At 61.4% G+C, this 22,120-nt stretch carries 17 protein-coding genes; 7 read left to right on the top strand and 10 right to left on the bottom strand.

Annotation, left to right across the window (positions count from 1 at the left end; all coding sequences use genetic code 11):
- Positions 1-8 precede the first annotated feature (8 nt).
- The 8 genes from NXS98_RS03480 to mnmA all read right to left on the bottom strand — a co-directional run bounded on the left by NXS98_RS03480 (position 9) and on the right by mnmA (position 10,256).
- Complete coding sequence (locus tag NXS98_RS03480; protein ID WP_283847080.1) at positions 9-1,523, bottom strand: sugar ABC transporter ATP-binding protein; 1,515 nt, start codon at positions 1,521-1,523, stop codon at positions 9-11.
- Positions 1,520-2,473, bottom strand: coding sequence for an ABC transporter permease (locus NXS98_RS03475; protein ID WP_283847079.1), 954 nt, complete (start codon positions 2,471-2,473; stop codon positions 1,520-1,522). Before NXS98_RS03475 ends, NXS98_RS03480 begins: the two co-directional genes overlap by 4 nt.
- A 5-nt stretch (positions 2,474-2,478) precedes the next feature.
- Positions 2,479-3,474 carry a sugar ABC transporter substrate-binding protein gene (locus NXS98_RS03470; protein ID WP_283847078.1) on the bottom strand — a complete coding sequence of 332 codons (996 nt, stop codon included), beginning with the start codon at positions 3,472-3,474 and terminating at the stop codon, positions 2,479-2,481.
- Between the two features lie 107 nt (positions 3,475-3,581).
- A complete protein-coding gene (locus tag NXS98_RS03465; RefSeq protein ID WP_283847077.1) occupies positions 3,582-4,394 on the bottom strand; it encodes a sugar phosphate isomerase/epimerase family protein in 813 nt (270 codons plus the stop codon).
- A 14-nt stretch (positions 4,395-4,408) separates the two neighbouring features.
- Positions 4,409-5,260, bottom strand: coding sequence for a phosphogluconate dehydrogenase C-terminal domain-containing protein (locus tag NXS98_RS03460; protein ID WP_283847076.1), 852 nt, complete (start codon positions 5,258-5,260; stop codon positions 4,409-4,411).
- Positions 5,261-5,294: 34 nt separating this feature from the next.
- Positions 5,295-6,326, bottom strand: coding sequence for a Gfo/Idh/MocA family protein (locus tag NXS98_RS03455; RefSeq protein WP_283847075.1), 1,032 nt, complete (start codon positions 6,324-6,326; stop codon positions 5,295-5,297).
- A gap of 401 nt (positions 6,327-6,727) precedes the next feature.
- Positions 6,728-8,956, bottom strand: coding sequence for an acyl-CoA dehydrogenase family protein (locus NXS98_RS03450; protein ID WP_283847074.1), 2,229 nt, complete (start codon positions 8,954-8,956; stop codon positions 6,728-6,730).
- 220 nt (positions 8,957-9,176) lie between these two features.
- On the bottom strand, positions 9,177-10,256 hold the full coding sequence (mnmA, locus tag NXS98_RS03445; protein WP_283847073.1) for a tRNA 2-thiouridine(34) synthase MnmA: 1,080 nt from the start codon (positions 10,254-10,256) through the stop codon (positions 9,177-9,179).
- Positions 10,257-10,469: 213 nt separating this feature from the next.
- Here mnmA and NXS98_RS03440 point away from each other — a divergent pair, with 213 nt between their 5' ends.
- From NXS98_RS03440 to NXS98_RS03415, 6 genes are all read left to right on the top strand, one after another.
- Complete coding sequence (locus NXS98_RS03440) at positions 10,470-12,269, top strand: phosphoenolpyruvate carboxykinase (GTP) (RefSeq protein ID WP_283847072.1); 1,800 nt, start codon at positions 10,470-10,472, stop codon at positions 12,267-12,269.
- 632 nt (positions 12,270-12,901) lie between these two features.
- Positions 12,902-13,276 (top strand): hypothetical protein, encoded by a 375-nt coding sequence (locus NXS98_RS03435; RefSeq protein ID WP_283847071.1) that lies wholly within the window; start codon positions 12,902-12,904, stop codon positions 13,274-13,276.
- Between the two features lie 193 nt (positions 13,277-13,469).
- A complete protein-coding gene (locus tag NXS98_RS03430; RefSeq protein ID WP_283847070.1) occupies positions 13,470-13,868 on the top strand; it encodes a hypothetical protein in 399 nt (132 codons plus the stop codon).
- Between the two features lie 96 nt (positions 13,869-13,964).
- Complete coding sequence (locus tag NXS98_RS03425; RefSeq protein WP_283847069.1) at positions 13,965-15,080, top strand: hypothetical protein; 1,116 nt, start codon at positions 13,965-13,967, stop codon at positions 15,078-15,080.
- The gene (locus NXS98_RS03420) at positions 15,070-16,242 is read left to right on the top strand and encodes a cytochrome c biogenesis ResB family protein (protein WP_283847068.1); all 1,173 of its coding nucleotides are present in this window, start codon (positions 15,070-15,072) and stop codon (positions 16,240-16,242) included. Before NXS98_RS03425 ends, NXS98_RS03420 begins: the two co-directional genes overlap by 11 nt.
- Positions 16,239-18,167: a cytochrome c biogenesis protein gene (locus tag NXS98_RS03415; RefSeq protein WP_283847067.1), complete on the top strand. Its 1,929-nt coding sequence runs from the start codon at positions 16,239-16,241 to the stop codon at positions 18,165-18,167. The genes NXS98_RS03420 and NXS98_RS03415 overlap by 4 nt, the downstream gene beginning before the upstream one ends.
- Before the next feature lie 15 nt (positions 18,168-18,182).
- Here NXS98_RS03415 and NXS98_RS03410 read toward each other — a convergent pair whose 3' ends face one another.
- Positions 18,183-19,634, bottom strand: a complete 1,452-nt coding sequence (locus NXS98_RS03410) for a Gfo/Idh/MocA family protein (RefSeq protein ID WP_283847066.1) — start codon at positions 19,632-19,634, stop codon at positions 18,183-18,185.
- Complete coding sequence (locus tag NXS98_RS03405) at positions 19,631-21,274, bottom strand: ThuA domain-containing protein (RefSeq protein WP_283847065.1); 1,644 nt, start codon at positions 21,272-21,274, stop codon at positions 19,631-19,633. Before NXS98_RS03405 ends, NXS98_RS03410 begins: the two co-directional genes overlap by 4 nt.
- Before the next feature lie 144 nt (positions 21,275-21,418).
- Between NXS98_RS03405 and NXS98_RS03400 the strand changes: the two genes are divergently transcribed.
- Positions 21,419-21,922 carry a hypothetical protein gene (locus tag NXS98_RS03400; protein ID WP_283847064.1) on the top strand — a complete coding sequence of 168 codons (504 nt, stop codon included), beginning with the start codon at positions 21,419-21,421 and terminating at the stop codon, positions 21,920-21,922.
- Positions 21,923-22,120: the final 198 nt, after the last annotated feature.

Raw genomic sequence — 22,120 nt, 5'->3', positions numbered from 1 at the left:
TCCCGGATTCATCGCTTTCGCCCCCCTTGCTCCAACGCCAGCGCCGCAGCCATAATCCGCTCCCGATCAAACTCCTCCCGCCGCAATTCATCCCGAATTTCCCCCCGCGCCATCACCAGCACCCGGTCACACAATCCCAGCAGCTCCTCCAGCTCCGACGAAATCAGCAACACTCCCGTCCCCTCCTCAGCCAGCCGGGCTATCAATTGATAAATCTCCTGCTTCGCCCCCACATCAATGCCCCGCGTCGGCTCGTCCAAAATCAACACCTCCGGCCGGCTCAACAGCCACTTCGCCAGCACCACCTTCTGCTGGTTGCCCCCGCTCAACGTATTCACCGCTGCCTCCAGCGGCGCCGCCGAGGATAGCCGCACCGCCGCGCACAGCGCCGCCGCCGCCTCTCGCAATGCCCTCTGATTCAACCACCCCCACCGCGCATGCCGCGACAACACCACCAAACCCACATTCTCCAGCACGCTCGCCTCCAGGCATAACCCCTCCTCGCGCCGGTTCTCCGTCAAAAATGCCAGCCCCTCCTTCAAACACTGCCGCGGACTGGGACGCCCCAAACGCCGGCCCCCCACCAAAATCTCCCCCTCCGCAAACGGATCCAGCCCAAACAAAATCCGCGCCAGCTCCGTCCGGCCTGCCCCCATCAACCCCGCCAGCCCCAGCACCTCGCCACGATGCAGGGCAAAATCAATCCCATGCACCATCCCCGGCTGGCTCAGCCCTTTAACCTCCAGCACCGGCACGCCCCCTCCGCCGTCCCCCCCCGGCCGCCGCTCCGGAAATAGTTGCTGCAACTGGCGCCCCACCATGTGCCGAATCATGACCTCCCGGTCAAACTCCCCCCGCGGCCCTGCCGCCACCACCTCCCCATCCCGCAGCACCACCACCGCATCACACATCCGCAATACATCCTCCAGCGCGTGCGAAATGAATATCATCGAAATCCCCCGCTCGCGCAGTTCTCCCATCAGGCGGAACAAATTCTCCGCCTCCCGCGCGCTCAACGATGTGGTCGGCTCGTCAAAAATGATAAGCCGCGCCTCCTGCCCCAGCGCCCGCGCCACTTCCACCAGTTGGCGCTCCCCCGGCGTCAACCGCTCCACCAGCGTGTCCGGTGATACTTCCAGCCCCACCTGTCTCAACAAGGCCCCTGCTTGCTGGCGCATCACCCCCCGCTGAATCAACGGCCATCTCCCCCACCGCGGAAAAGATGTCAAAAACAAATTCTCCGCCACCGTCAAATTCGCAAAAAGATTCAGCTCCTGGTGAATGAACGCTATGCCCGCCCGCGCCGCGTCCATCGCATCCCGCGGCGCGTAAGGCCGTCCCCCCAGCAGCATCCGCCCGCTGTCCGGCCGCAGGTTGCCACCAATAATGTTCATCAAGGTGGACTTCCCCGCTCCGTTCTCCCCCACCAACCCCACCGTCTGGCCCGCCGGCACGGCAAAACTTACCCCCCGCAGCACACGGGCCGTCCCAAAACTTTTTTGTATGCCTTCCAGTGTAATCATGATGTTGACCGGCGCCGCCACGCATCCGCCGTGGCCGCCACCAAAATGACCGCCCCCTTGATGAGCATGATGTTGTAGTGCGACAGCCCCATCAAATTCAGCCCGTTGTCCAGCAACTTGAAAAACAGCACCCCATACAACGTCCATACCACGCTGCCACGCCCCCCAAACAAACTGGTCCCCCCCAACACCGTCGCCCCCACAATGTCCAGCAACAACCGCTGCCCCAACACCGGCGACCCGCTCTCCGCCTGCCCCGTGTACATCATTGCCCCCACCCCCGCCAGCAACCCGCTCACCACATACGCGCTCACCACCACCCCACCCACCGGCACCCCCGAAATCTTGGCCGCCCGCGCGTTCTGGCCCGTTGCAAACAACCATCGCCCCCAGACCGTCCGCTGCAACACCAGATGCATCGCCACCGCCAGCGGCACGGCCACCAGCAACGCCAGCCACGCCCGCCCCCCAATCGCGTTAAACGCCGCTGGCAGCGCCCCGATGTTTTGTGAATTGGTAACCCACACCGCCAGTCCGCTGAAAAAAATCATGCTCGTCAACGTCACGATGAACGGCGGCATCCGCAACCCCACCACCGCCGCCCCATTCAATCCTCCCATCACCGCACCCACCCCCACCATCGCCAGCACCCCCACCGGCACCGCCAGCGGATGCCCCGCCAGCCACCCCTGCTCCCCGCTCATCACCGCCGCCCCCAAAACGCTCGCCACCGCCATGATGGAAGTGACGGACAAATCAATCCCCCCGGTAATCATCACCGCCGTTTGCCCCATCGCCACCATGTAAAGCGGCAGCAATGTCAGCGCCAGATTGGCCAGATTCTCCCCGCTGGTTAATCCCGGCGTGAAGGGCGCCATCACCCCAAAACACACCACCGCCAGCCCCAAAACCAGGTGCTCGGATTCCACCAGCCGCCGCCACCACGCCATAACCCCTATCGCTTGACGTTCGCGCCCCACATCCGCGGCGCCATCTCCTTGAGATTGCCTTGATGAATCACAAAACCAGGGTCCTTGATGACCTCCGGCACCACCTTCCCCCCTCGCAAATCCTCTATCGCCTGCAAACACGCCTTCACCTCGAAATACACATCCTGCACCCCGGTCGCATCCAAATACCCCTCCACCAGCATCTGGTACGCCGTCGCATCCCCGTCAAATCCGCCCAGTATCACATGCCCCGGTTCCCCCGCCTTCTTGTACCGCCCCGTCGCCTTCAACGCCGACACGATGCTCGGCAGCAAAGAATCCGACGACGTGAAGATGAAGCTGATGTCAGGATTCGCCTGAAACGCGTTCACCACCCCCGCTTGCGCTTTTTCCTGGCTCCACTCCGTCGGTATCCGCGCCACCACCTCAATCACCTCCGGCGCCTCCTTCACCGCAGCGTCGAAACCATCACGCCTCCCAATCGCATTTATGTCCCCCAAATCCCCAATAAGCACCATCGCCTTGTGTTTCCGCCCCGTTTTCCGCGCCTCCCCAATCATCCACCGCACCGTCTCCCGCGTCAGTTCAAAGTTGTCCGCCACCACCGCCACCGAACGCGCCTCACTCTTCTCCGGCGGGCGATTGAACAACACCATCGGGATGTTGGCCGCGTTGGCCGCCTTGATGATTGGCAAACACGCCTTCGCATCCTTGGGCACCATCACAATTCCGTCCACCTTCCGCGTGATGAAGTTGCGCACCTGCTCAATTTGCCGGTTGGCATCCCCGTCCGCTATCGCTTGAATCATCTTGATGTTGCGCCGCCCGCATTCCGCCTTGAACGCACCCAGCGCCGCCACCCAAAACTCCGTCTGCAACGTCTCAAAAGAAACTCCAATCGTCATCCCCGGCTGGCCCCCGGCTTGATTTGAGTCGGATTTCTGGCAGCCACCGCCCGCCACCCACAACCCCGCCAGCGCGGCGCAAATCCAAAGCATCATCCATGGCGTTTTTCTTCTCGTGGCAGCCCCAACGCGCTGCCCCAATGTGTCGTTTTGCTTCATGGGTTTTTCGTTGATTTCACCTTGCATCTTGCCGAACTCCTTCCTCATTGTTCAATCCATTGCCGCGCATATCGCACGCTCGCTTCCGCCCATGCCTCCTCCACCGTCCAGGCGTCCGCCGCCGCCTCTTCCAGGCTCGTCCACAATTCAATAATCGCGTTGACATCCCGCCCCGCCTCCCGCAACTGCCCCAACACCCACGGCACATCCAGACGCCCCTCCCCCACCGGACAACCCCGCACCACAAAGCCCAACTGATTGGGCACGCGCCGAATCACAAAATCCTTCAGATGCAAATTCAACGTATAGCGCGCCAGCCGGCTCACCACCACCTCCGGCCCCTCCAGCGCCCCAAAGGAATTGACCGTGTCCAGACAAATCCCCACCCACTCCGGATCCGTTTGCTGAATGATCTGCTCCAGCATCCGGCACGTGAACCGGTCATGATTCTCCAGGGCCAGCTTCACCCCCGCCGCCCTGAATTCCGGCAGCCACTCCCGCAACCGTGCCACACACTCCCCCGGCGAAGGCTCATACCCCCCGCCATCCACCACCAGTCGCACAAAGGGCGTCCCCAGCCGCACCGCCAGCTCCAGATGCCGCCGCAAACCCTCCGCATCCCCCAGCCCGCGCGTGCCCAACTCCACTGCCAACCCCGCCTCACGCACCGCCGTTTCAAACTGCGCCAGCTCCGCTTCGCTCAACCCCGTCAACGGCAGGTTGTCACAGAATTGAACCACCCTCACCCCCAACCGCCGCGCCCGCTCCACCACCCCCAGCGCCGTCAACCGCCGCCCCCCTCCCGCGCTGCCGGCCACGGAATACGGATACGTGTATGAACCGATGCCCAGTTTCATCGCCTGCCCCCGCCTCACTCCTTGGGCTTGATTTGTCCCTCCACAATCGCCCGCACCTGCGCCTTCACATCCTCCGGCTCAAATATCCGCTTCCAATCCGGCTTGAAAATGCGCTCCCGCCCATACATCGCAATCAGCTTGGCCCCGTCCGAAAACGGAAAATCCACCCGCTCAAACGCTATCCCTAACGGCACCTTGATGTGCCCGTACAAAAAGTCCTCCGCCGCCGCCCGCGGCACCCCCCGCCGCACCACCTCCTCCAGCGCCTCCCGCAAGGCCATGATTAGCGCAATCCCCGCCGTCTCCGCCATCGCCGGCTCCAACATCGCCATCTGCTCCACCGTGATGCGATGCGACCGTGTCACCGGCGCAAAAAAGTCCCGTGCCATCGCCTCCCCCAACGCGTAATGCTCCTCCGGCCCGCGCAGCAACGCGCACACAATCGGCATCCGCGCCTTCACCCCGCCAAAAAAGTCCGCCCGCGCCTCGGCATCCTCCTCATAGTCAAACACACTGGGATGACACGGATGCGTCACAAAGATGCTGATGTCCTCCCGCTCCGGCAGCTCCCCCGCGTGCGCCGCCGCCGGATCCAGCGTGATCATCAGCGCCCCGCTCTTCATCAACGGCGCCACCTGATGCGATACCTTGCCCAATAACTTGTCCGGCACCGCCAGAATCACCGCGTCCGCCCCCGGCACCGCCTCCTCCATCGGCGTGGGAACCACCCCACGCGCCGCCAGATTCGCCACCCCGCGCTCGCTGCATTCCACATACCGCAGCGCATACGCCGGATGATCCTTCAAATGATCCGTAATCCGGCAGCCCATCTTGCCACCCGCCCCTATCAATGCGACGTTTCTCATAAATCCTTCTTTTATCACTCCTCGCTCCCGTCCGTTACTCTCCCACCGGCAAACTCACCGCCTGCCCGCTGCTCGCCGACTCATAAGCCGCAAACACCAGCCGCAACGTCTTCAGATTGTCCGCCCCCGTTGTCTCGGCCGCCCCCTCGCCGCGCAACGCCATCAACAGATTCGCATTGCACGCCACCCCCGCCGTCTGCGCCAGCGCATAACGCGCATCCGCCCACGCAAAATACGGCGGCGGATGCCGCCGCGCCATCGTCCCCTCCCGTGTCGTCACGCGAATCCAGTAATCCGGCGCCAGCTCCACCGAACCTTCCGCCCCCTCCACCAGCACATAAGTTTCCGGAAAACGCTCCTCCTCCAGCCGGCTCGCATAGCTCATCTCACACACCACCGTGGCCCCTGACACCATGTCCAGCATCACCGTGGCCACGTCCTCCCCCCGGATGTCCGGCCGCACCCGGGTCGTGCGCGCACATAGCCGCCGCGCCTCCCCAAACAACATCCGTGTGGTGTCCAATATGTGCGTCCCTATATCCATCAGGATGAACTGCTCCACCTCCTTCAGAAACGGTTGATTGTCGAAAACTGGAAAGCTGTTGCTGTACGTCACCCGCGCCCGAAACACCCGCCCAACCACCCCGCTCGCCAACACCTTTTTCAACGCCCGCAACGGCGTCTGCCACCGCCAGTTTTCATGCACAAACAACGGCACCCCCGCCGCCGCGCATCCTTCCACCATCGCTTCCGCATCCTTCAGCGTGGGCGCCATCGGCTTCTGGCAAATCACCGCCCGCCCATGCCGCGCCGCCAGCTCCACAAACGCACGGTGGGTGCTGACGTCCGTGATGATGTCCACAAAGTCCACCCGCTCCTTGCGCAACAACTCCTCCACGTCCCCATACACTGACGGTATCCCAAACTCCCGCGCCAAGGCCTCCGCCTTGGATACCGTCCGGTTGTATAACGCCACGCACCGAGCCCCCGGCAACTCCTGCCACGCCGCCAGTTGATAACGCGCCCAGAACCCTGTGCCTAAAATCGCAAAACTCAATTCATGCATGTTTGACCCTCAAACCACGATTATGGAAAGCAACAGCATGCCTTTCCTTTCCGGGAAAGGTCTCTCAGGCGAGGCTGTTGCCCTTCACACTAGGGATATTCCTGCCCCCTGCCAAGTCTTGATTATGGTTATCCCCCCCAAAAAATGCCTACACTCCTCGAAAGATGCTGCATCGCTTGAATCGCCGGCAGACACGACCTCTCCCCGCCCCGCCTCCCTCCTGTGCTTCTCCTCACCTCCACCTAAAAGGGAAATGTCTTGGGCCGGCATGCGCCAACCTCCAGCAAGCCGCCAAGACCCAAAATCAATCCATGAAGGCCGTCAGCACGCCCAGCGCCACCGCCGCCGCGCGCTGCCCCCTCAAAACCACTCAACCGCTCCGGGCTTCGCCAATCGCCGACTCAGGCCGGATAATCCAGCGCCTCGGGAATCATCACTTTCGTCAAAGCCGCCGCCGCCTGGTCCTTGGCCAGCCGCGCCCCCGTTAGACACCCGTCCAGCCGGATGCGCAGCCGGATGAACCCTTCCAATCCCTCGGTGCAAACACACGGCCCGGCCTTTAACGGATGCGTTTCCCCCGCCGGCGTCACCTCCGGCGCACTCCCCGCAATGCCCGCAATCACCGACTCCAACGCCTGCAAGTCTTCCTCCAGATAACACCGCTGGCACGCCTCGGGCGTCCACTCCGGATGCCGGTTGTAACCAAACACCAGCTCCGCGCAAATCCGCCCCACCTCTCCCGCCGCCCGCGCGCACTGCACATGGCACAGGTCTTTCATGAACCGCAGCAATCCCGGCAGCCCCGGCGCCACCGCCGGATGCTCCCCGCCCCGCGCCCCCAGCTCCAACACATCCAAAATGAAGCTCCGCGCCGCCAGCAACCAGCACAATGCGTCCGCCAGCGGGAAGGTCACTCCATGCCGGTTGCTCTGGTACAACTTGCGGCCCTCCGCATCCTTCGCATTCTGCAAATGCTCCAGACTCCACAGCCACATCTGCATCGCCGTCGCCAGCGTGCAGGCCCCCGTGTCCGGATGCAGGCTGCCAATCCGCCGCATCTGCCGAATCCACTGCTTGAACTGCGCCAAAAACACCTCGTTGGTCATGGTGATGGACAACTGCCGCCGCTGCACCGCCTCCGGCCCTTCATAAGTCGCCTCCAACTGCGCATCCATCCATTTATGCCCTAAAAATCCCGGGCAATCCTCGGTCACCCCATACCCCCCCATCAGACTCACCGCCTCCCGCATCATGTTCGCCCCGTGGCCCGTATTCCACAACTTGCACGCCGGACAGAGCACGTTGGCCAGGGAATCCAGCAACACAAACTGCACCAGTTCATCCCCTTTCAACGCCGCATAACGTGCGGCATCACGCTCCTTCTCCGGCTTGGCCTCCAGCTCCAGCAGTTCAATGGCCTGTTCCCCCACCTTCGCCAGGAACTTCATCTGCGCGCGCCCCCCCTCAATTTTCTGTTCCTTCAACAACTGGTCTTTCCGCCGCTCCAGCGGATCCAGCGTGTCAAACAACCGCGCCGCCTCAAACCCCAGCGACGCACTCGCCTCCCCCGTCGCCCAGATGTCCACCAGCCGCTGCACCACATCCTCCTTCGTCTGCAAGCCAAGTTGGTTGCGCGGCGAATCCGGATCCCCCTCGCCCCCACGAAAGCGCGTCCGCTGGTACCGTATCACCGGCTCAATCGCCGACAGCAGCTTGGCCGACGTCATCACCCCCACTGTCACCCGCGTCCGCCTGAACACCGCCTCAATAATCTCCCCGTGGCTGTAATTCGGCACAATCACCCCATCCTTGATGGTGTATCCCCCAATAATCCGGCTCGCCGGCACCTTCAAGCTGAACACCGGATCCCGTGTCGAAGAAAGCTGATGCACCAGCTTGCGCGTCGGCACCCCCCGATCAAATATCCCCGGATCGTTCTGCTCCAGAATGATCATGCAACTGCCCTTGATCCGCGGATCCCCCGAATCCACCGCCGCCGTTACCACATTGGCAAAACCCATGTTCGTGATGAACCGCCCGCGCTTGTCCACCTGCAACAAAGGCTCCTCCCCCTCCTTCCACTCCGCCACCCGCACCTTCCCGCTCAACAAACCCGTCTCCACCCCCACAAACGGCAGCGGCTCCGTCAGCGCAAACGCCGCCCGCCACGGCTGCCGGTTTTCCCCCGGCTTGGGCGGCGCGCAAAGCTTCATGTATTTCTCCCGCTGCTCCGGCGTGCCCCGCTCATGAATGGGCGACAACCCCAGATTCCCCGCCAGACTGCACGTCGCCGCTCCCGCATCCACCCACGACAATTCAAAGGCCATCAACGCCAGCGCCAGATTCTTCGGCCCTTCAATGAAACCGCCATACTCCGGCTCCAGATACGCCGCCGTAATGCCTGCCGCATCAAACACGCTCAGCAAATTATTTTTCTCCTCCGTCCACTCATGCGTGTTGCGGCCCCCGGCCGCCACCAGCCGCGCCACCGGCCCCCGCGCCACCGCCCGCGTGGATTGCACCAGCATCGCCAGATCATAACGCTCGGCAAATCGCCACATGATCTGGCGCACTTCATCGGAAGGCAACGTCTGCAAAATCTCAGGTGAAACGGCGCTTTCAGTTGACATATTCGTTCAAATTTTTGGCCTGTTGTACCCGTCCCCTCGCCCCCGCGCAAGCGAATAGGTCTCGCCCACCTCGATTCTCCGGCCCCCGCCTCCCCAAACCAAAATCCGCACCGCAACCCCCTTCCCCTCTCCCTTGGGGAGAGGACCAGGGTGAGGGCAAAAACATAACCAAGACGTGCGGAGTCACTTATCCCAACCTCCCTCTACCCCAACGCGCCCTTCACCGTCTTATCCAGCCCCCCCCCACCACCACTTCCCCCTGATAAAATACACACGCCTGACCCGGCGTAATGGCGCGCTGCGGCTCTATAAAACTCACCCGCGCTGTCCCATCCTGAGCCGGCTCCACCACCGCCGCCGCGCCGGGATGATTGTAACGAATCTTCGCCGTCACCTCCATGCGCTCCGGCGGCACCGCAAACGGAATCCAGTTGCACCGCTCCACCACCAGCTCCCGCCGCTCCAATGCCTCGGCCCCCCCCACCACCACCCGATTATTTGCGGCGTCCAAGTCCACCACATACAACGGCGTAGGATGCGACACCCGCAATCCCTTCCGCTGCCCTATGGTGTAAAACTCTATCCCCTCATGCTCCCCCACCTTGCGCCCCTGCAAATCCACAATGTCCCCGCGATGCGGTTGCACCAACCCGGCCACCCGTAAAAACTTCCCATAATCCCGATCCGGCACAAAACAAATCTCCATGCTCTCCTCCTTGCCGGCCGTCTTCAACTGCCGCTCGCGGGCCACTTCCCGCGTGGCATCCTTGGTCTGCTCCCCCAGCGGAAACAAAACATGGGCAAGCTGCTCCTGCCGCAAACTGAACAAAAAGTAACTCTGGTCTTTCCGCGCATCCCGCCCGCGCAACAGCCAGTGCCGCCCCGTCCCCTCATCCCACCGCACCCGCGCATAATGCCCGGTGGCCACCTGCTCGGCCCCCAGCGCCCGCGCCTTGCGCAATAAATTCCCAAATTTCAAATGCTCGTTGCACATCACGCAAGGATTGGGTGTCCGCCCAGCTTTGTACTCCTCCGCAAAGTACTGAATCACCAGCCGCTGAAACTCCTCCGCCTCGTCCACCAGATAATACGGAATCCCCAGCCGGTGACACACCGCCCGCGCATCCATCACCGCTTGCGGCCCGCAACACTTGTCCTCGGCCCGATTTACACAATCCTGCGGCCACAACTTCAGCGTCACCCCGATGACCTCATACCCTTGCTCCAGCAAAAGCGCCGCCGCGGCGGAGGAATCCACCCCGCCGCTCATGCCCACCACCACCCGTTTGCGTTGCGTCATCAACACCCAGCCAACATAGGCGCAGTGACTTCCCCTGTAAAGCCACCCGCCGGATGCTCGCCACCTCCCCCTCTCCGTTTCCCTTGTGCTTCCGGCCGCGTGCAGATTTTTCTGGGCAAGGATGCCTCAACTTCTTAACTTATCCCGTCTTTGATGAGTGACATCGGTACCTTTGCCAAGTAACTAAGATAATACTGCAACTAATAACTGACCATGGCGCAACCGCTGACGCATAATCAACGCCTCCTCCACTGGGTGAATGAAATGGCCCAACTGTGCCAGCCCACCCAAATCCACTGGTGCGATGGTTCCGAAGCCGAAAATTCGCACCTCTGCAACCTCATGGTGCAAAACGGAACCTTCACCCGTTTGAACCCGGACAAACGTCCCGGCTGCTTCCTCGCCCGCTCCCATCCCAGCGATGTCGCGCGCGTCGAAGACCGCACCTTCATCTGCTCCGCACGCCGCGAGGACGCCGGCCCCAACAACAACTGGGCCGACCCCGCCGAAATGAAGAACACCCTCCGGCGCCTCTTCCAAGGCTCCATGGCCGGGCGCACCATGTACGTCATCCCCTTCTCCATGGGCCCCTTGGAATCGCCCATCCGTAAAGTGGGCATCGAACTCACCGATTCCCCTTACGTCGTCGCCAACATGCGCATCATGACCCGCATGGGCCGGGAAGTGCTCCAGGCCCTCGGCGACGGCGACTTCATCCCCTGCCTCCATTCCGTGGGCGCCCCCCTGAAACCCGGCCAGACCGACGTCCCCTGGCCTTGCGAACCCGACCCGGCCAAAAAATACATCGTCCATTTCCCCGAAGACCCCTCCATCTGGTCCTATGGCTCAGGCTATGGTGGCAACGCTTTGCTTGGCAAAAAATGCCTCGCCCTGCGCATCGCCAGCGTTGCCGCCCGCCGCGAAGGCTGGCTGGCCGAACACATGCTCATTCTCTGTCTCACTTCCCCTCAAGGCAAAAAATACTATATCGCTGCCGCCTTCCCCAGCGCCTGCGGCAAAACCAATCTGGCCATGATGCGCCCCACCTTGCCCGGCTGGAAAGTCACCTGTCTGGGCGATGACATCGCCTGGATTCGCCTCGGCCAGGACGGTCGCCTCTACGCCATGAACCCCGAAACGGGTTTCTTTGGCGTGGCCCCGGGTACTTCCCAGAACTCCAACCCCAATGCCATCGCGACCATTAACCGCAATACCATCTTTACCAACGTCGCCCTTACTCCCGACGGTGACGTCTGGTGGGAAGATATGGGCGTCCCGGCCCCTGCCTCCGCCATTGACTGGCAGGGTCAGGAATGGAAACCCGGCTGCGGACGCAAAGCCGCCCATCCTAATTCCCGCTTCACCGCCCCCGCCGCCCAATGCCCCGTCATTGACCCAGACTGGCAACGTCCCGAAGGCGTTCCTCTTTCCGCCATCCTGTTTGGCGGACGCCGCCCCTCTACCATCCCCTTGGTCAACGAAGCCCTCAGTTGGGAACATGGAGTTTTCCTGGGTTCTGCCTGCGGCTCCGAAACTACCGCCGCCGCTCTCGGCAAAGCCGGCGTCCTCCGCCGCGATCCTTTCGCCATGCTCCCCTTCTGCGGCTATAACATGGCAGACTACTTTGCTCACTGGCTCTCTTTCGCCCAAAAGACAGACCCTGCCAAATTACCCAAAATCTATTTCGTCAACTGGTTCCGTAAGAGTGACACCGACAGATGGCTCTGGCCAGGTTACGGCGAAAACGGCCGAGTACTCAAATGGATTTGCGAAAGAGTCGAAGGTACCGCCAAAGCCGTCTCCACCCCCATCGGCAACCTTCCCACCCCCGATGCCCTGGACTTAAGCGGGCTTAACCTGCCTGCCGAAGACGTCCAGGAACTCCTTTCCGTGGATAAATCAGGCTGGCTGGCCGAAGTCAATAATATCGAGGAATATTACAAAAATTACGGCGACCGAATCCCCGAGCCGCTCCTGCGTCAGCTCGCCCAGTTAAGACAGCGCCTGCAATAAGCAAAGCGCCAGCCAAAATCTGACGGCCTCACTCCCATCCCATGGAGGGGGGCGTGCTGTTTCCTTCTAAATCAGCACGGATTCGCCTCTCCTGCCGGTAGAATAATTACCGATATTCTATTACTCTTTTACAAAGATTTGCCGGTGTATTTCCACAGTTATTGTAGGATAATGTACTACATCATAATTGCGCCTTGTGGAGTTTTCTAATCTTGCTGACCGCCCTCCATAAAGTTCTCGGCAAACAACTTCAACGGTTATCATCAATCCCGACAGCACAAATACCCCCGTCCCCTTCCCTGTCCTTCAGGAAGAAGGACGGGGTAACGGTGAACTATCCATCACTGCCCACAGCGCATGGCCTGATTTGCCCATCCGCCACACAGGACATGCCCCACGCTCATCATCCCCGCTTAAAATATTTCCCTGATTCTATTACTCCATCACTTGAACATCCATGCTTCGAAAAACTTTTGACCCTGCCCCTTATTTTAAGATTTTGATATCTTTGACCATGCCTTACATGGGAAACTATGCCAAATACAGGACAATTTATTCACCTGTATTAGTCCGCAATAGTTTTTCAAATTATTACTTGCTACTTTCTTTGATACAGTTTATGTTCGTACTGTATGAAATCTGATATCTTGAAAGAATTCACCTCGCTGCGGGCCGTCCTGGAAAAGGAACGGGATGAACTGCAGAGACGCTTGAACGCCATTAACGCCGTCCTCTCCGGACAAACCACGGACGTGGAAAAAGCCTTCGCTGGCTCGGGTGCAAAAATGAAACGCGGCGGCCCCAAAGCCTTGAAGAAATTAGCCAAAATGGCTAAAGTGAAAAAAGCCGGAAAACGCGGCCCTCGTAAAATGTCCGAAGCCGCCAAGGCTCGCATCGCTGCCGCTCAACGTGAGCGCTGGGCAAAAATCCGCGCCCAAAAGGCCGGCGCTCCCGCCTCCGCCGCAGCTCCGGAGCCAACCTCACCACCGTCGGGCCCCCAAGTCTGAACCAATCTCTTCACCTAACTTAAAGCCAACAGGGCGCGCTTCATCGCGCCTTGTTTTTTTTGTAAGTTCGTTTTAGGTGCCTCGCAGTTTGTTCCTAACTTGCCTTAGCATCCCGTGGCTTCCCCAGTCCATAAATTCCCAGCCCCACCATAATTCCATTTGTCGGGCAAACTACTTCAAGTTAACTTAATTCATGGCACATAAACCACCACCACTACCGGAAGAGAATCCTCATCCTTCCTCTCCCGTGGTGAACCCAGAAGTATTGCCTCCCGAGGCCAACATCTCCCCCCAAGCTGGCCCGGACGAATCACCCTTGCCCCGCTGGTTAAACCGCAAAAAATTGGCGCTGGCTTTTGTAATTGCCGCCCTGTCCGATGCCCTTTCCATCTGGCTTCAGCTTGTCCTCCCCCTCCAATTGGCATTGGATTTTCTCACCGCCTTCCTGCTGTTTATCGTCCTCGGCTGGCGCTGGCCGCTGCTGCTGGGTCTGGTCATGGAAGCCATCCCCGGCATCGCCATCTTTCCCGCCTGGGTGATGGTCGTAGCCACCATCGCCGCGCTTGGCCAGCCCCGCCCCGGCCTTCGCTAATCCCTACCCCCCAAATCTCCTCCCTCCAAGTCGTCATTCGAGAAGACACCCTCCACCTTGCCTTGCACTTTTGCAAAAGTGGGGAATAATAAACCAGTGCTGAACGTTCAGAACACAATAACGCGCAAGCTGCATTGGGGTTTCCTTGCCGTGGGTCTGGCGCTAACCGCCTGCAAACCCACCGATATTCAGGTGTATCAGGTCCCCAAAGAGCAACACCAACCGGCCATGCCCGCCGATGACGCCCACGCCCACGGCATGGCCTCCATGGGCGCCCAGCGCTCCCTCTCCTTCCAGCTCCCGCAAGGCTGGAGCGAAAAACCCGCCCAACGCATGCGCGTGGCCCAAATCTCCGTCCCCGGCAAAGACGGCCTCGATGCCGAAATCTCCATCGTCCCCCTCGCCGGCATGACCGCCAGCCGCGAAGACATCATGAACATTTGGCGCGAACAACTCCGCCTCCCCGCCGTGGACAAGTCCACCGCCGAAACCGCCGTCAACCGTGTCCCCATCAGCACCGGCCAGGGCGACTTATACGACCTCGTCAGCACCGAACCCCTCATCCAGGAGAAACATAAAATGCGCATCCTCGCCGCAGTCTATGAGCTGGAAGGCGTCTCCTGGTTCATTAAAATGAGCGGTCCCGATGAAGTCGTATCGAACGCTCGCAACGATTTCCTCTCCTTCCTCAAAAGCCTGAATTGGTCCGCTCCCCCTGCGCCTTCCCCCGCTACCGCCTCCGCTTCCGCAGCCGCACCGTCCTCGTCCTCTTCCGCTTTGCCCCAATGGCAGGTCCCGCCCCACTGGCAGGAACAAAATCCTCCCGGCCCCATGTTGACCGCCAAGTTCAATATTAAGGATGACCAGGGCAAACAAGCCGAGGTCACCGTGAGCTCCCTCGCCGGGGACGGCGGCGGCGCCCTGCCCAACGTCAACCGCTGGCGCGGCCAGTTACTCCTGCCCCCGGTCACGGCGGAGGAACTGCCCAAACTCGGCACCCCCGTCAACATCAACGGCCGCAATATCACCCTCTACGAAATGGAAGGCACTTGGGCCAAAACCGGCGACCCCGCCCGCATGTTGGTCCTCAGCATCCCGGCGGGCGGGCAAACCTGGTTCTACAAACTCACGGGAGATTCCCAACTCGCCGCCCGCGAGAAAGAAGCCTTCCTCACTTTCGTTCGCTCCGTAAAATATCCCCATGCTCACTAAATTGCTCGACTGGCTCAGCTCAATGCGCCTCACGGTGTGGTGTCTCTGCGCAGCCATGATTCTGGTTTTCGTCGGCACCCTCGCCCAGGTCGAACACGGCCTCTACCGTGCCCAAAAAGAGTACTTTCAAAGCTTTATTGTCTTTTCCTCGCTCACCGTGCACTTCTTCGGCAAAAAATTTATCCTCCCCGTCATCCTGCCCGGTGGCTACCTCATCGGCGGCATCCTGGTTCTCAACCTGCTCTTCTCCCAATTCCGCGCCGGTAATATCGTGCCCCGTAAAATCGGCCTCTACCTCGTCCACGGCGGCCTCATTCTCCTCCTCCTGGGCCAGCTCATCACCGACATGTTCCAGCGGGAAACCCACATGCGCCTCGTCGAAGGTCATGCCAGCAATTACTCCGAAAGCGCCTTTTACCACGAGCTCGCCATCATTGACTCCTCCCACCCCGAACACGACACCGTCATTGCCATCCCTGAACAGCTCCTGGCCACCCGCAGCCACGTTTCTCACCCGGCCCTCCCCTTCACGCTTCACATCCGTAAATACTTTCCCAACTCCCGCCTCGCCAACCGAGAACCCAATGACACCTCCGAACCACCCGCCACCCAGGGCTTCGGCACCACCCTGGCCGTCCGCGAAGTCCCCCTCGCCACCCGCTCCGACGAAAAAAACCTTCCCTCTGCCATCATTGAATTCAGCGGCGAGGGCGCGCCCAAAGGCACCTGGCTCGTCTCCACCTTGATGAACCAACCCCAAACCTTCACCCACGCCGGCAAAGAATGGAAACTGCTCTTCCGCCCCGTCCGGGTGTACAAACCCTTCAGCATCGAATTAATCAAATTTACCCACGAAAAATACCCCGGCACCGAAATCCCCAAGAACTTCGCCAGCCGCGTGCGTGTCATCAACCATCAAACCGGCGAGAATCGCGAAGTCCTCATTTACATGAACAACCCGCTCCGCTATGGCGGCCAAACCTTCTACCAGGGCAGCTACGACCCCAACGACCCGCGCGTCAGCATCCTGCAAGTCGTCCGCAACCCCGGCTGGCTCACCCCTTACATCGCCTGTTTGCTCGTGGGCCTCGGTCTCACCCTCCACTTTATGTTGACCCTGTTTAATTTCACTCGCGCCCAACGCAATGGAGGCGCCCAATGAAACGCCATCTCCCCTGGATTTTGCTGAGTCTCGGCCTCCTCTACGTCCTCTCCGGCCTGCGCCCCATGCCCAAGCCCAACGGCTTCGCGCTGTCCGAATTTGGCCGCCTCCCCGTTCTCTCCAACGGCCGCGTGCAACCCATGGACTCGGTGGCCCGCAATTCTCTCCTCCAAATCCGCACCCGCCAGACCGTGTATGTCCCCGGACGCGGCGCCATGCCCGCTACCGAATGGCTCCTCGAAGTCTTCACCCAGCCTCAGCAGGCGGACAGCCGCAAAATCTTTCGCATTGATAATGGCGAAGTCCTGAGCCTCTTGAAGCTCCCGGAAAACGAAAAATACTTTTCCTTCAACGACCTCCAACCCGCCCTCGATGAAATCGAGCGCCAGGCCGCCCAAATCAACCAAATCGAAAATGCCCAGCGCACCGCCTTTCAGCGCGCCATGTGGCGCCTCTACAACGCCCTCGCCCTTTATCAGCGCCTCAAATGGAGCCTCATGCCCGAAGGCACCACCAACTACCTTGCCGAACTCCAGGACTTCCAAAAAATCCTGCCCGGCGGCATTGCCGCCTTCCATGCCCGCCGTGAAGGCAAGGCATTCGACCAGCAGTCCCTCGACCGCCTCATGCAACTGGCCCAACGTTACGAGCGCATGTCCCGTAATGCCTACCCCTTGATTATCCCCCCCTCCAACCTCCAGACCAACCGGGAAGACTGGGTCAACATCGGCGTGAGCCTCATGCGCAGCCTCAGCTCTCAGGAGCTGCATCCCGCCGTGCTCGCCTACGGCCGCATCGCCACCGCCTGGCAAAACGCCCAACCCAACGACTTTAACCAGGCCGTGGCGGATTACCGCCAATGGCTCACCGCCCACGGCTTGACGCGCGAAGTCAACAAGGCCCGTTGGGAATTCATGTATCAGGCCTTCCAGGGCTTCTACCATGCCCTCGTCCTTTATGTCGGCGCCCTCCTCCTTTCCTTGGCCGGCCTCGTGGCCATGGGCACCCTCCCCTCCTGGTCCGAAACCTTCCGCAAATCCGCTTACGTCCTAATCGCCCTCGGCGGCGCGGTCCACACCCTCTGCCTCATCTACCGCATGGCCCTCGAAGGCCGCCCCCCTGTCACCAATCTCTATTCCTCAGCCATCTTCATCGGCTGGGCGGCCGTGGTCCTCGGCCTTCTCCTCGAACGCTTTTACCGCCTCGGCATCGGCAATATCGCCGCCGCCTGCACCGGCTTTGGCTCCCTCGTCATCGCCCACAACCTCTCCCTCAGCGGCGATACCATGGAAATGATGCGCGCCGTCCTCGACAGCAATTTCTGGCTCGCCACCCATGTCGTCACCGTGACCCTCGGCTACTCCGCCATGTTCATCGCCGGCCTCCTCGCCACCCTTTACGTCTTCCTCCGCTGGTCCGGCCGCCTGCATCAAAGCCTCCCCGGCGCCGTCGGCACCACTCCCATCGGCCAGGCCCTCTCCCGCATGGTTTATGGCGTCTTGTGTTTTGCCACCCTCTTTAGCTTTGTCGGCACCGTCCTCGGCGGCATCTGGGCCGACCAATCCTGGGGCCGCTTCTGGGGCTGGGACCCCAAGGAAAACGGCGCCCTGCTCATCGTGCTCTGGTGCGCCATCTACCTCCACGCCCGCTGGAGCAAACTCTGGAGCGAACACGCCCTCATGAATGCCGCCATCTTCGGCAACGTCGTCACCGCCTGGTCCTGGTTCGGCGTCAACATGCTCGGCGTCGGCCTCCACTCCTACGGTTTCATGGACAAAGCCTCACTCGCCCTCTTTGCCTACGCCGCCTTCAACCTCGGTCTCATCGTCTGGAATGCCATGATGAAAGACCAGCCCGCCGCCAGCGCCTCCACTGCCGCCGTCATAACCAAACCCGCCCCGGCCCCGTCCGATGCCCGCGCCTAGCCGCCTCCACTCCCCTTAAATCTGCCACGGCTCCCGATAGGTCTTCCACCGCAGCCGATTCGCCATTTCATCCCCAATAAACTCTTCCCGCACCGGATCCCACTTCAACGACCGGCCCAGCTTCCACGCAATAATAATGAGCTGCCCCAGCGCCGCCGCCCGATGCCCTATCTCCTCATGCGCGCTCGGCTGCCGCCGGTTGCGAATGCACTCCAGCCAGTTCGCGTGATGATTATTCGCCCCCGGCTGGAACTGCCGCGTGTGCAACCCCAGTTCCACCATGACTTCCTCCGGCCCCCCATCAATCGGCCCCCCGCTCGACATGCTCGTTATCCATCCCCGCTCTCCCACAAACACCCCCCCAAACAATCCCGATAGCTGCGCCTGCGGCGGCACCGCTTTGTACAAATCTTTCACCTGCCCATAGTGCTCCACGTGATGCACCAACACCCCATTCGCATACCGGCAGGTTAACGTCGGAAACACCCCGTCCGCCGGATGATGAATCTCCACCGGCCCGCTTTCCTCCACCCCCAAAGCATACTGAATCACATCCGCCGCATGGGAATGAAACCACGTGCTCGACGCCAGCCCAAAATCCTCATGAAATGACCACGGCACCACTCCCGGCGCCGGATTGACATGATACAGCGGATGATACGGTTGCCACGGCGCCGGCCCCACCCACAAATCCCAATCCAGTCCCGCCGGCACGGGTTGCCCCGGCAAATCCACCGCCACCGGCGCCTGCAACCGGCCCAATTCATTCCACTTGGCCAGTTCGGCATACGGCCGGATGCGCTCGCCCCAAAATGCCCCCAGCGGGTGCCATATCGTAAACACTGACTTCACCCGCCCCAGCCCTCCATTCCGCACAAACTGGCAAATTTTCCGAATCACCGGAATCGAGCGATATTGCGTCCCCGTTTGAAACACCCGCCCATATCGCCGCACCGTCCTCACGATTTCCCGCCCCTCCGCCAGCGTCAGCGATACAGGCTTCTCGCAATAAACATCTTTCCCGGCGCGCGCCGCATCCATCGCCTGCAACGCATGCCAGTGGTCCGGCGTCGCTATAATCACCGCATCCAAATCCGCCCGCGCCAACAGCTCCCGATAATCACGGTATGCCACACAACCCATGTATTTTTCCTGCTGCCGCGCCTGCGCATACGCCTCATTCACCAGCCGGCATCCCTCCTCCCGCCGCGCCTCGTCCACATCACACACCCCCAACACCTGCGCCTGCGCATCATGCGCCATCCGGTTCACGTGTCCCGCTCCCATCAAGCCCCGCCCTATGATCCCTACCGTGATCCGCTCTGAAGGCGCCAGCAACCCGCCCCGCCCCAGCGCCGCCGCCGCCACCACTTGCGGCACCACCCACGCGCCCACCGCCATTCCCCGCAAAAACTGTCGGCGGGTCGCCCGCCCCGCTCCTGACTTGAAACTTTTCATGCTGCTCATGACGCCAATTTCACCATCACCCGCTCACACGCCCGCAGCGTCTCCGCTGTGGCCTCATTCAAAGACGCCGCCACCAGCACCGGCTGCCCTCGCTCCCCTTTGAGTGCTGACAAACCTTCCTCCGCCTGGCTCCCACGCCCCACCTCCACCGCCGCAATTCTCTCCCCCAACACCCTCAGCGCACGACTCGGAAGAATGCCCCGCGCCTCCCCATACGTGCAATCCCACCACACCCCAACTTCCTCACCGTTGCTTTGGCACACCGCCCGCGCCTGCTCCAACGGACGCGCCCCGTCAGGGCGCGCCGCCAGCCGCACCTCCGTCTCGCGCGCCCACCTTCTCGCCATGGCCCAATCCGCCACTCTCGACGCCGGCACCACCACCAGCTCGCACCCCATCCGCCGCGCAAACGCAAACACCTCCCGGCAGCCTTCCTCCTTCCCCGGCAACTCCGGCGCTTCACACGCCCACAAGCGCACCCCCGCCCCATCCAGCTTGAACCGCACCCTCCGCCTTTGCTCGCTGCTCAACGTCGAATCAAAAACCTGCGCCCCTCCCGCCTCCACCGCCTGCATCATCCCCGCCGTCGTGCTCAACACCCCCCACCGCTCCGCCGCTTCAATCCCCGCAAACACCGTCCGCTCCCGTGCCCCGCAAAAACCCAGCCGCCAGCCCAACTTCTCCTGCGCCCGCACCGCCGGCGTCAACCGGCCGCTGGGCGTCACCGGCGCCGGCCAGTCCCCCAGAATAAACTGCGCCGCCCCCAGATAAAACGAAAGCAGCACCGGCTCCCAAAACACGTAGGGATTGTGTGCTATCGTGCAATAAAAACACCGCCCCCGCCCATACTCCCGCGCCCACGCCACCGCATAATCCCTATCCGCGCGCTCCACCTGTCCATACGCCGGCCCTTGCGACGGCCCCATCCGCTCCAAATCCATGCTCAACAACACCCGCAACCGCTGGCGCGAATAGGGCTCATTCACCCGGAAATACTCGTCCCGATACTCAAAATGCGTCCCCCCAAACGCCCGCACCAGCGGATGCCCCGGCTCCTCTATCTTCATCACCACCCGCTCCGTGTTCTCCCGGTGATTCGCCCCCCGCGCCCCAATCATCAAACCAAACTCCGGCCAGTCCTCAATCGCCCCGGGCCATTGTGTGAACGCCACCGTCGCCCCGTGTACTCCCATCAATCCACCCCCACTAAACACAAAATCCACCAAGCTCTCGCGCAAACCCGCATCCGTAAACAAATTCCCCACGTTATTGTTGAAAAACACCCCATCAAACCCTTGCAAATGCTCCGCCCGAAACAGCTCCGGGTCACTCCCCGCCACCACCGAAAACGCCCCCGTCCTCTCCCCCATCATCCGAAACGCCGCCGTCGCCGTCCCAATCGAACGATGCCCCCCATAATTCACATTCCGCTCGAATATCAACAACCGCCGCGGCTTGCGCGGCTTCGCCCACGCCCGCGGCGGAAGCGCCGCAGCAATCCGCTCCATTTCCTCTGCCGGCAACCCACCCTCCGCCCCCAAAGCGCTCCACCACCCCGCTGAGGCCGCCGCCCCGACCATCCCCAAAAAGACCCGACGGGAACACCCCTCCCCACGTTGAACATCACATAACTTTTTCATGGCTTGCCCTTCAATATTGCTCCCCCTCATTCTTCCCCGTCGAGCGGAAAAATTATCCACCATTCGCCTCCTTCATCTTCCCCAATTTTTTCCCGCTCCCGGAGCACTCCTTTCTCCCGCCCGTCTCCCCATGCTCACCCGCGTATGGCCAAACCACGCCAGCCCCAAAAAGACCACCCGCAACCCGCGGCTACCGACGCCCTCGCGTCCCTCGCCGCTCTCTCCGCCTCCGCCGCCGCCCTCGCCCAGCAGCTCCTCGCCGACCCCAACCTCGACCCCCACACCCTCGCCAACGCCCTCGAACGCCTCATCCTCGCCCAATCCCTCCAGACCCTCGCCAACCCCCACGCCTCCCCCCAAGACCGCGCCGCCGCCCTCCACGCCTTCCACCAATGGCGCCAGGCCGACCTCGCCCGCCAGCGCCTCGAGCTCGAACGCCAGAAAATCGAACTTTCCCGCCAACGCCTGGAAGCCCAAAAACCGCCCGACCAGCCGCCCCCCGAACCCTACGACGAAGAGGAAACCGCCAAAATCTTGATGGACCAGCTCGACCAAATCCTCGGCCTCAAACCCCGGTCCCCCAAACCGCCCCCCGCTCCTTTGCCCTCACCGCCTCCGGAGCCTCCCCTCACTCCGCCGCCGCCATAATTCCACCCGGAGGCTGAACGTGAGTTAAAAAATAGGAGACGCTCAGTTGTCCCCTGTTTCTCTCCCCCACTTCAGGCTTCCCATCCCTTACCCCCATCTGTCGGCCCCACTCCGCACCTTGGCATTTAAAGCCGCCGCAGTTCAACTTCTGCCCCCACATTTGACGCGTGAGGGACTGCCATGGAATGGGCCGTCAGT

Origin of the sequence: Fontisphaera persica, assembly GCF_024832785.1 — a bacterium.
GTDB classification, from domain to species: Bacteria; Verrucomicrobiota; Verrucomicrobiia; order Limisphaerales; family Fontisphaeraceae; genus Fontisphaera; species Fontisphaera persica.
This window is presented reverse-complemented; position numbering and strand designations above follow the sequence as displayed.